Origin of the sequence: Nonomuraea diastatica (genome assembly GCF_004349015.1) — a bacterium.
Classification (GTDB): domain Bacteria; phylum Actinomycetota; class Actinomycetes; order Streptosporangiales; family Streptosporangiaceae; genus Nonomuraea; species Nonomuraea diastatica.
Map to the genome: position 1 here is coordinate 1 of NZ_SMKP01000275.1, position 10,159 is coordinate 10,159.

The following is a 10,159-nucleotide window of genomic DNA, read 5'->3' on the forward strand; positions in this document are numbered from 1 at the left end:
CACCCTGGCCGTCGGGCTGGGCGGGGTGTGGGTGGAGGTCCTGCGGGACACGGCGCTGCGGGTGCTGCCGGTGGACGCGGCGGAGGTGCGTACGGCGCTGTCGGAGCTGCGCGGCGCCGCGCTGCTGGACGGCGTCAGGGGCGGCCGGCCCGCGGACCTGGACGCGGTGGCCGAGGTCGTGGCCGAGATCGCCGCCTAGAGCGACGCCTCCTCCTGAGCGCGTGGCCTGGCCCTCATGTGCATACGTTCCCCCTGGCGGCCGAACAGGTTGAGGACCTCCACGGGAGACTCGCCCGCGGGGCCGAACCAGTGCGGCAGGCGGGTGTCGAACTCCGCGGCCTCACCCGGCCCCATGACCAGATCGTGACCGGCCACGATGAGCCGTACGCGCCCGGACAGGACGTACATCCACTCGTAGCCCTCATGTGTGCACGGGTCGGGCCGGTTCTGCTCGGCCGGGATGATCGACTTCCATGCCTGGAGGGGCCCGGGCTGGGTGGTCAGGGGGATCACCGTGCGGCCGTTGCGGACGCGGGGCTTGCAGCGGATCCTCGGGTCACCCACCTCCGGCGCGCCGACGAGCTCGTCCAGCGGCACCTGATGGGCTTGCGCGATCGGGAGCAGCAGTTCCAGGCTCGGGCGGCGCTGACCCGCCTCCAGCCTCGACAGGGTGCTCTTGGAGATGCCGGTGGCCTCGGCCAGCGCCGACAGCGTCACGCCGCGCCGGGTGCGGACACGTCTGAGGCGGGAGCCGACCTGGGCCAGCGTGGCAGTGATCGAAGATGGTCCGTCCATGCCCTCATTCCACCGCCTCCGTCCCAGAAATGGCAACACTAGTTGTCGGTTCGACACCGGGGAACGCATCATCGGGCGCGGAGGTGATCCTCATGATCACGAATGACACACAGCGCACCGCCGACCGGGCGGTCCACGACGTGGTGGTGGTCGGAGCCGGAGCGGCCGGCCTGAACGCCGCCCTGATCCTCGGGCGGGCCCGCCGCAGGGTGGTGGTCGTCGACGCCGGTGAGCCGCGCAACGCGCCCGCCGCGCACCTGCACGGATTCCTGTCCCGTGACGGCCTGCCGCCCGCGACCCTGCTCGAACTCGGCCGCGCCGAGATCACCCGGTACGGCGTCCGGCTCGTCCGGGGCCGGGTGGGAAGGATCGATCACGGCTACTCCGTCAGCATGGTGGGCGGGCAGGTGCTCGACGCCCGCCGCGTCCTGGTCGCGACCGGACTGCGCGACGAGTTGCCGAACATCCCCGGCGTGCGCGAACGGTGGGGAAAGGACGTGCTGCACTGCCCGTACTGCCACGCCTACGAGGTACGGGATCAGCCCCTGGCCGTCCTCGGCACCCACCCGGCCGCCGTTCACCAGGCCCTGCTCCTGCGCCAGTGGAGCGACGACGTCGTCTTCTTCCCCCACACGCTGGACCTGACGGCAGAGGACCGGGACCGGTTGGCGGCGCGCGGCCTGCGCATCGTCGAGGGCGGGATCGAACGTCTCGTCGTCGAGGGTGACCGGCTGCGCGGAATCGAGCTCACCGACGGCCGCGCCGTCCCCCGCGTCGCCGCCTTCCTCTTCCCCCGCATGGTCCCGCACGACGACCTGCTCACCCGGCTGGGCTGCGGCAAGGACGGCTCCGGCCTGGTCTCCACCGACCGTTCCGGCCGGACCGGCGTCGCCGGTGTCTGGGCGGCGGGCAACGTCGTCGACCCGCGCGCCCAGGTCATCACCGCCGCCGGCATGGGGGCCGCCGCCGCCTTCGCCATCAACACCGACCTGCTGGACGAGGACGTCGACCGCGCCCTCGAACAGCGCCGCGCCCAGGCCGCCACCACCCGATAGCCACCGGACTAGGAGTTCCGCACATGCCCGCACCCGCCCAGCGCCCGGTGGACAACGTGACGTTCGCCGAACGTGTCCTCCGATCGGAGCGCCCCGTTCTGATCCGGTTCCGGTCTCATCCCTGCCGGAGGGTCACCCCCGTCGTGGAACGACCGGCCGGCGAGCAGGCCGCCGATCTGGACGTCGTGAAGATCGATCTGGATGAGCAGCCGGAGTGGGCGGCCCGGCACGGCGTCACGGCCGTGCCCGCCTTCGTCGTCCACGCCGGAGGCCGGCCCTCGGGTTCCCGGGTCGGCGCGGCGCCCCAGCACATCCTTGAGCAGCAGCCGGTCTCGGCCCTGCGGGAAGGTGACGCTCGATGAGCGCGGACACGGCACAGCGGCGTGGGGTGGTCACGCGAGGGAGGCTGCCGCTCGGTGTCTACCTGCTCGCGTTCAGCCTCTTCGCGATGGGCAGCGCGGAGTTCCTGATCGCGGGGGTCCTGCCGGCGGTCGCCGACGACCTCCGCATCACGCTGTCGTCGGCCGGCGCGCTGATCTCGGCGTTCGCCGTGGGCGTCGTCGTCGGCGGTCCTCCCCTGGCCGTCATGACGCTGCGCTGGCCGCGACGGGCCACGCTGGTGGGCACCCAGGCTGTCTTCGCCGGCTCCGTGGCGATCGGCCTGCTCACCGACAGTTACCCGGTGCTGCTGGCCACCCGCTTCCTCTGCGGCCTCGCCTACGCGGGGTTCTGGGCGGTCGCGGCCGTCACCGCGATCAGCCTCGTCACGCCGGACCGCACCGCACGTGCCTCGGGGGTCGTCGTCAGCGGGCTCAGCCTCGCGATGATCGCTGGTGGCCCGGCGGGCGCGGCGCTCAGCTACTTCACGGGTTGGCGGGGCGGATTCTGGGGCGTGGTGGCCCTCACCGCGGCCGGGGCCGTGCTGACCCTCCTGACGTTGCCCGCGACGACCGCGGCCAAGGAGCCCAGCGTCAAACGCGAGCTCCGCACCATGCGGCAACCGCAGTTGTGGGTGGCCTACGCCGTCACCGTCCTGAGCACGGCCGCCTACATGATCTCGTTCAACTACCTCGCGGCGTTCCTGACCGAGGTCACCGGCCTTCCCGGCGTCTGGGTCCCCGCGGTGCTCGCGCTCTTCGGCGTTGGCGCCTTCATCGGTCTGTCCATCGGAGGCCGGATCGCCGATCGGTGGCCCACTCGCGCACTGCTCATCGGGGCGATCGGGATCCTGACCGGCTCCGTCCTGCTCGCGGTCCTCGCGCGGCACGCGCCGGCCGTCATCCCCCTCGTCCTGCTGCTCGGGGTCGCCGGATTCGTGCTCAACCCGGCCATCTATGCGCGGGTGTTCGCCATCGCGTCAGACGCGCCGACGCTTGCCGGGGCCACCACCGTCTCCGCGTTCCAGCTCGGCATCAGTGTCGTCCCGGCGCTCGCCGGGGCGGCCCTCAATGCCGGCGCGGGCATCACCTCCGTCACGTGGATCGGCGCCGGCCTGGCGGCGGCCATCGTGCCGGCCGTCCTTGCCGACCGGATGATCTCCCGTCGCGGGCCGCGCCAGGGTCGGAGGTCGCCGTGACACCGCCTCACATCCCCGGCCCTGAAAGGGGCGGGGATGAGAGGCGAGGGTCGGGGGACCCCAGTCGGCGACCCCGGGTTGAGGGCAGAGGAGGTGGTCGGCGACGACCAGAGCAGGGCCAGGGGAGACGGTCGGCGACGACCAGAGCGGGGCCAGGGAGGCCGGAACGCTCGGCGACGACCAAGGTACGGTCAGGGGAGGCGGTTGGCGAGGACCAGGGTGGCGGCCGAGGCGAACATGCCGCCGTTCCCCAGCACCACGCCGACCTCCGCCCCCGGCACCTGGGCCGCCGCCTCACCACGCAACTGCCGCACCGACTCCTGGATGGCGAACATGCCGTACATCCCCGTGTGCGTGTAGGACAGGCCGCCGCCGTTCGTGTTCAGGGGGAGGCGGCCGCCCGGTGACGTGTGGCCCTCGGCGATGAAGGCGCCGGCCTCTCCCCTGCCGACGAACCCCAGGTCTTCCAGACCGTAGATCGGCACGTGGGCGAAAGCGTCGTACACCATGAGGTGGTCCACGTCGTCATGGCCGATCTTGGCCTCGGCGAAGGCCGCCTCGCCCGAGAGCCGGAACGCCTTCGACGTGGTGAAGTCCTCCATCTGCGAGATGATCGGGGACTCCGCCGACTCCCCCGAACCCAGCAGGTAGACCGGCGGCCTGCGGGACAGCTCCTCCGACGTGACGATCAGGGCGCCGCCGCCGTCGGTCACCAGGCAGCACTCCAGGAGGTGGAAGGGGTACGCCACCATCCTCGACGCGAGCACGTCGTCCACCGTGATCAGGTCGCGGTAGAGGGCGCGCGGGTTGAGATGGGCCCACCGGCGCTGGGCCACGGCGACCTCCGCCAGCTGCTCGTGCGTCAGACCGGTCTCCTTCATGTAGCGCAGGGCCGTGATCGTGAACGACGTGGGCGGGCCCACCACCCCGTACGGCAGCTCGAACTGGCCGAGCAACGAGTCGGGGCCCATGCCGTAACGGCCCGCTCCCACCCGCGACCTGCCGGACTCGCCGTGGGTGATCAGCACCGTCCGGCACAGGCCGGCGCGGATCGCGGCGGCGGCGTGGCGTACGTGGAAGAGGAACGACGAGCCGCCCACGCCCGTGCCGTCCAGCCAGGCGGGGGTGATGCCCAGAGCGTGGGCGATCTGGATAGGACCCGGGGTTCCGACCGTGGCGATGCCGTCTATGTCGTCCTTTGTCATGCCCGCGTCAGCCAGCACGTTCCTTGCGGCCTCCAAGTGGAGCTGCATGGTCGAGTGGCCGGGAAGGCGGCCCAGCGCATCGGTCTCGGCGGCGCCCGCGATCACGACGGTCATCCCCGGCCTCCGGCGGGCTCGAAGAGGGGCACGTGCACGTCTCCCCGCTGCTCGAACACGACCCGCAACTTCATGTCGAGCGGCAGGTTCTCGGGGGTGGTGGGAACGCCCACGATGTTGCTCATCATGCGCACGCCCTCCTCCAGCTCGACCACCGCGATCGCGTAGGGGGCATCGTCCTCGAAGCCAAGGGCGGGCCGATGGTTGATCACGTACGAGTAGAGGGTCGCGCGGCCGCTGGCGCGGACCCATTCGACCTGGTCGCCGCCGCAGTGAGGGCAGCTCGGCCGCGGATAGAAGTAGTGCCGCGCGCACGTCTGGCAACGCTGGATCCTGAGCTCGCCCGCGGCCGTGCCGTCCCAGAACGGCTGGGTCTCGGGCGTGGGCTTAGGTACCGGCTTCATCGGCCTCCCCCATCTAGTTCTAGAATCTCACTCTAGATCCAGCGCGTGCGGCCCTTCAAGGGCTCGGGACACCGTCGCCGTTCCTGCCATGACCCGACAGCACCTCCTCCAGCGCCGAACGGTTCTCGTCAGGAAGGCGCGGCCCTGGCTGGGCGAGCTGGATCAGCACACCATGCGCCTCCTTCGGGTGCAGGAACACCTCGCGCCAGCGCGGGTCGACCGCGTTGAGGCCGTGCAGCCGGTAGCCGCGGGCGGTCAGCCTCGAGACCGCCTCGTCCAGGTCGCGGACATGGAAGTTCAGATGGTGAACGCCACCCCTGCCCCTGGTGAGCTCGAAGAAGCTGTCGAAGAACGTCGAGCCGGTCAGGGGCTCCATGAGCTCGACCTTGCCGCCGTTCGCATACGTGAGCTGCAGCGTGCGGTAGCCGGCGATCCGGTGGTCGCCACCGCCGCCCAGATGCCGGCCGCCCAGCAGATCGCGGTAGATCGGCAGCAGGTCCCTGATCCGGGGAGCGGCCACGGCGGTGTGGTCGAAGGAAACGTCGAGGCCGTCAAGTTCGAGATCCAACGCGCAGCTCCTTTGGCGGGGGGCGATCCTAGAATGTGATTCTAGCGTTCGAGGTTCCCACGGCCGGCGACGGGCGGGCCTCCGGGGAGCGCCATCACCGGCAGGGATCTCTGGCGCCGACTTCCAGAACGCATGCGGGGCGGCGACACGATCACGGCCGTCCTGGCCACCGCCCACCTCGCCGTCTCACCCGGCCAGGAAGACGTGTCCACCGGCCCTCTGGTGGTGGTCGGCGGCTCGCCCGGAATGGCGTACGCGCTATGGACGGCCGAGGACGCGCAGGACTTGGAGGACCCGGAGAATGCCGAGGACTTGGAGGATTCGGAGGATACCGAGGACTTGGAGAATGCCGTCGAGAGCCCGGAGGACACAGGACGCGCAGGGCACGGAGGACACAGGGAACGCGAGCCCCCTGCCCTGGGCCGAGCACGGGCGGCACATGTCAGGGGCGCACCTGGGCCGATGCCGTGTCACCACCCAGACGGCCGACGGGCCCGCCGTAACGGCGGGCCCGGCGTGCGGGTCAGCGGGCGTCACCCTGGAGGCCACCAGCCACGGTCGGCGGGTGGCGTGACCTTGGCTGTGCCGTAAATGATGACGCTCTTCCACGGACCGATCCTGTCTACGGACCGAACCGGTCCACGGGCGGATTACTCGCGGTGCAGCTTCCGGTAGGTGACCCGGTGGGGACGGGCCGCGTCGGCGCCCAGTCGCTCGATCTTGTTCTTCTCGTAGTCGGCGAAGTTGCCCTCGAACCAGAACCAGTTCGAGCCCTCCTCCCACGCCAGGATGTGGGTGGCGATGCGGTCGAGGAACCACCTGTCGTGCGAGGTGATCACCGCGCAGCCCGGGAAGTCGAGCAGCGCGTTCTCCAGCGACGACAACGTCTCCGTGTCGAGGTCGTTGGTGGGCTCGTCGAGCAGCAGCACGTTGCCGCCCTGCTTGAGGGTGAGCGCCAGGTTGAGCCGGTTGCGCTCGCCGCCCGACAGCACCCCCGCCTTCTTCTGCTGGTCGGGCCCCTTGAAGCCGAAGGCCGCGATGTAGGCCCTCGACGGCATCTCCACGTTGCCGACCTTGATGTGGTCGAGCCCGTCGGAGACGACCTCCCACACGTTCTTGTTGGGGTCGATGCCACCGCGCGTCTGGTCGGCGTAGGAGATCTTGACGGTGTCGCCGACCACGATGGAGCCGCTGTCAGGGGTCTCCGAGCCCGTGATCATGCGGAACAGCGTGGTCTTGCCGACGCCGTTGGGGCCGATGACGCCGACGATGCCGTTGCGGGGCAGGTCGAAGGTCAGCTTCTCCATCAGCAGCCGGTCGCCGAACCCCTTGGTGAGGTCGTCGGCCTTGATCACCGTGGTGCCCAGGCGCGGACCCGGCGGGATCTGGATCTCGTCGAAGTCGAGCTTGCGGTGCTTGTCGGCCTCGGCCGCCATCTCTTCGTAGCGCTGGAGGCGGGCCTTGCTCTTGGTCTGGCGGGCCTTCGGGTTGGAGCGCACCCACTCCAGCTCGCCTTCCAGGCGCTTCTTCCGCTTGATGTCCTTCTGCCCCTCGACCTTGAGCCGCTGGGCCTTGGCCTCCAGGTAGGTGGAGTAGTTGCCCTCGTAGATGAAGGGACGGCCACGGTCGAGCTCGAGGATCCAGCCGGCGACGTTGTCGAGGAAATAGCGGTCGTGGGTGACGGACAGCACGGTGCCCGCGTATTTCTCCAGGTGCTGCTCCAGCCACTGCACGCTCTCGGCGTCGAGGTGGTTGGTGGGCTCGTCGAGCAGCAGCAGGTCGGGCGCTTCGAGCAGCAGCTTGCACAGCGCGACCCGGCGGCGCTCACCACCGGACAACTTTGTCACGTCGGCGTCGGGCGGCGGGCAGCGCAGGGCGTCCATCGCCTGCTCGAGCTGGCTGTCGAGATCCCAGGCGTTGCGGTGCTCCAGTTGGTCCTGAAGCTTGCCCATCTCCTCCAGCAGCTCGTCGCTGTAGTCGGTGGCCATCTGCTCGGCGATCTCGTTGTAGCGCTGGAGCATCGCCATCGTCTCCGCGACGCCCTCCTGCACGTTGCCGAGGACGGTCTTCTCCTCGTTGAGCGGGGGCTCCTGCTGGAGCATGCCCACCGAGAAGCCGGGCATGAGCTTCGCCTCGCCGTTGGACGGCTGCTCCAGGCCGGCCATCATCCGGAGCAGCGTCGACTTCCCGGTGCCGTTCGGCCCCAGGACACCGATCTTGGCTCCGGGCAGGAACGACAGGGTGACGTCGTCAAGGACGACCTTGTCGCCGTGCGCCTTGCGCACGCGCTGCAGCGTGTAGATGTACTCCGGCATGCTCTCTAGCTTAGGGGCTCCTGACCCGGGCTTCCGCCGCTCCCTCCGTCGGCCTCCGACCGGCTCCGCGCGGGCGGGCACCTAGGAGAGCACGGCAAGGCGGGAGAATCCGGCTGACCCGTGCCCGGCGTCGATCGCCCGTTGAACGGCGGCCCGCCCAGCGCTGAGCACGCTGTCGTCCAGGCCGTTCGCCCGGATGGTGTCGATGACGTCGTCGAGGATCGCCGCCGCCGAGACGATCGTGGAGGCGTCACCGGGGAAGTGGTCCGCGGCGATGTGCTCGGAGACCACGTCGATCAGCTCGGGGAGCAGAGCAGCCATCACCTTCGCGTGCTCGCCGAGATCGGCCGGGGTGATGTGCTCCGCGGCGGCCAACCGGAACGCGTGCACCACCCCGAACATCGACGTCCAGAACAGGTCCAGCAGGGACACGTTGAACCCGTTCGCTCGGCCGGGATCCTCGCCGAGGTACGTCCCGTTCTCGCCGAGTGCGGCCAACGTGGCCTGGTGTGCCTGGTAGACGTCCTCCGGCCCGCTGTACAGCAGCGCCGCCTCCGGGCCGCCGATGACCCCGTTCAGTATCACGCCGTCGATGTAGTGGATGCCGTGCTCCCCTGCCCACGCGGCCATCTCGCGGGCCTGCTGTGGCGAGCCACCGGTGAGGTTGGCCAGGGTGCGGCCCTTCAGCGCTCCGGGGTCAAGAACCGATCGCACAGCCTGATAGTTCAGCACGCACACGATGACGAGAGGGCTGGCGGCGATCGCCTCGGCAGCGGCGCCGGCAACGGTGGCGTCGAGGTCGTTTCCTCTGCCTGGCGTGCGATTCCACACGGTGGTGGGATGGCCGGCGGCGGCGAACGCGGTCGCCAGCGCCCGGCCCATCGGACCGAGTCCGAGGACAGTCACAGTTGTCATACCGGTTAAGCTAAACCTTCACGTTGACGTCAGAGTCAAGCCGGGAGCCGGGATGCGGATCGGGGAACTGTCACGGCGGACAGGCGTCAGCGAGCGCGCGTTGCGGTATTACGAGGAACAAGGTTTGCTCCGCCCGGAACGGCGGCCGAGCGGCTACCGCGTCTACAACGACGCGCACGTGTCGGCAGTGCGGCGGATCCGGGTCCTGCTCGCGGCCGGGTTGAGCACCGCGCAGATCGTGGACGTGCTGCCGTGCATGGTCGACGACAACGGCCTGTTGACGCCCAGCTGCCCGGAGCTGGGCGACGAGCTGGTCAAACACCGGGACCGGATCGGTGAGGCCATCGGCGAGCTGGAAGCGACCCGCGCCAACTTGGACACGATCATCGCCGGCGACCGGCGCGCAGGCTGACACCCGGCCGGCTCGCCGACGTCCTCGCGCTGTGACCGGGCGGCGATACGCCGGCCGCATGCACGGCGGCCCCAGGCGGCCGGGCCCGACAGCGGCCGGCGTCGGCCCCAGAGCCTGTCCGAAGGTGGATTTTCGACAGGTAGGAGGCTTCGGCCACCAGGTGGCTCCGCGGATGGGCAGGAATGTTCGGACCACGAGGTGCTCCGCGCATGGGCAGGCGGCATCGAACCCACGAGATGCTCCGCAGATGCGCAGGCGGCTTTGTATCCACGAGATGGCTCGGCGGAGATGAAGTCCGGCCGGACGGCTGCCGGGAGTCGTGTCGAAGCGGAAGGCCGGCCCGCGCCACTCCTTGATCCGGTTGATACGCCGCTCGGCCGTGGTGCGCTGCTCGTGCGGAAGGCATCGCCGGTCGGCGGACCGACGCGCCTTGCTGGTCAGCCCTGCGAGCGGCCCAGCCGGGCTGCCTTCAGGCATAGTCTGCGCCGCGGTCGTAACCGCCGGCGCTCTCCGCGCGCCATGGCGACAGCCTCTCAGGAACACCGGCATCAGCACAGGCGAATCCCCTCTGATCTCAGCCCCGTACAGGCCCTGAGGCCGATCCGGAACGGAACAGACAGCCGACCAGGAAACCATCCCGGGAGAGAGCCGATCCACCCGAACGCCGATCCGGAACGGAGCAGGGGCACGGAGGTGTCGGCGCTGGGACGGGACACGCGAGCGCACCGCCAACCGGTCCGGAACGGCGGTCAGGGGGCGGGGTCGTCGGGGAGCGGTCTGTCTCGTATAAACATCTGACG

The 10,159-nt window shown here is 70.2% G+C and carries 11 protein-coding genes; 5 read left to right on the forward strand and 6 right to left on the reverse strand.

Going from position 1 to position 10,159, the window contains the following annotated elements:
- Positions 1 to 199, forward strand: a 199-nt coding sequence (locus E1294_RS48720; RefSeq protein WP_132519099.1) for an acetate--CoA ligase family protein, incomplete at its 5' end; no start/stop codon positions are given.
- Here E1294_RS48720 and E1294_RS48725 read toward each other — a convergent pair.
- Positions 196 to 795: a helix-turn-helix domain-containing protein gene (locus E1294_RS48725; protein ID WP_132519102.1), complete on the reverse strand. Its 600-nt coding sequence runs from the start codon at positions 793 to 795 to the stop codon at positions 196 to 198. The genes E1294_RS48720 and E1294_RS48725 overlap by 4 nt on opposite strands.
- Positions 796 to 887: 92 nt before the next feature.
- Between E1294_RS48725 and E1294_RS48730 the strand changes: the two genes are divergently transcribed.
- The 3 genes from E1294_RS48730 to E1294_RS48740 are packed head-to-tail and all read left to right on the forward strand — an operon-like array spanning position 888 to position 3,426.
- Positions 888 to 1,850 (forward strand): NAD(P)/FAD-dependent oxidoreductase, encoded by a 963-nt coding sequence (locus E1294_RS48730; protein ID WP_132519105.1) that lies wholly within the window; start codon positions 888 to 890, stop codon positions 1,848 to 1,850.
- Positions 1,851 to 1,873: 23 nt separating this feature from the next.
- Positions 1,874 to 2,212, forward strand: a complete 339-nt coding sequence (locus tag E1294_RS48735; protein WP_132519108.1) for a thioredoxin family protein — start codon at positions 1,874 to 1,876, stop codon at positions 2,210 to 2,212.
- Positions 2,209 to 3,426, forward strand: coding sequence for a Cmx/CmrA family chloramphenicol efflux MFS transporter (locus E1294_RS48740; protein ID WP_132519111.1), 1,218 nt, complete (start codon positions 2,209 to 2,211; stop codon positions 3,424 to 3,426). The genes E1294_RS48735 and E1294_RS48740 overlap by 4 nt, the downstream gene beginning before the upstream one ends.
- Before the next feature lie 191 nt (positions 3,427 to 3,617).
- Here E1294_RS48740 and E1294_RS48745 read toward each other — a convergent pair whose 3' ends face one another.
- From E1294_RS48745 to E1294_RS48765, 5 genes are all read right to left on the reverse strand, one after another.
- The gene (locus E1294_RS48745) at positions 3,618 to 4,745 is read right to left on the reverse strand and encodes a thiolase C-terminal domain-containing protein (RefSeq protein ID WP_132519114.1); all 1,128 of its coding nucleotides are present in this window, start codon (positions 4,743 to 4,745) and stop codon (positions 3,618 to 3,620) included.
- Positions 4,742 to 5,149 (reverse strand): Zn-ribbon domain-containing OB-fold protein, encoded by a 408-nt coding sequence (locus E1294_RS48750; RefSeq protein WP_132519117.1) that lies wholly within the window; start codon positions 5,147 to 5,149, stop codon positions 4,742 to 4,744. The genes E1294_RS48745 and E1294_RS48750 overlap by 4 nt, the downstream gene beginning before the upstream one ends.
- A 55-nt stretch (positions 5,150 to 5,204) precedes the next feature.
- Entirely contained in the window at positions 5,205 to 5,717 is a 513-nt protein-coding gene (locus tag E1294_RS48755; protein ID WP_165977910.1) for a VOC family protein, read from the reverse strand.
- Positions 5,718 to 6,367: 650 nt separating this feature from the next.
- The gene (gene ettA, locus E1294_RS48760; RefSeq protein WP_132519123.1) at positions 6,368 to 8,032 is read right to left on the reverse strand and encodes an energy-dependent translational throttle protein EttA; all 1,665 of its coding nucleotides are present in this window, start codon (positions 8,030 to 8,032) and stop codon (positions 6,368 to 6,370) included.
- An 81-nt stretch (positions 8,033 to 8,113) separates the two neighbouring features.
- Positions 8,114 to 8,947: an NAD(P)-dependent oxidoreductase gene (locus E1294_RS48765; RefSeq protein WP_132519126.1), complete on the reverse strand. Its 834-nt coding sequence runs from the start codon at positions 8,945 to 8,947 to the stop codon at positions 8,114 to 8,116.
- 52 nt (positions 8,948 to 8,999) lie between these two features.
- Here E1294_RS48765 and E1294_RS48770 point away from each other — a divergent pair, with 52 nt between their 5' ends.
- Positions 9,000 to 9,359, forward strand: a complete 360-nt coding sequence (locus E1294_RS48770) for a MerR family transcriptional regulator (protein WP_132519129.1) — start codon at positions 9,000 to 9,002, stop codon at positions 9,357 to 9,359.
- Positions 9,360 to 10,159: the final 800 nt, after the last annotated feature.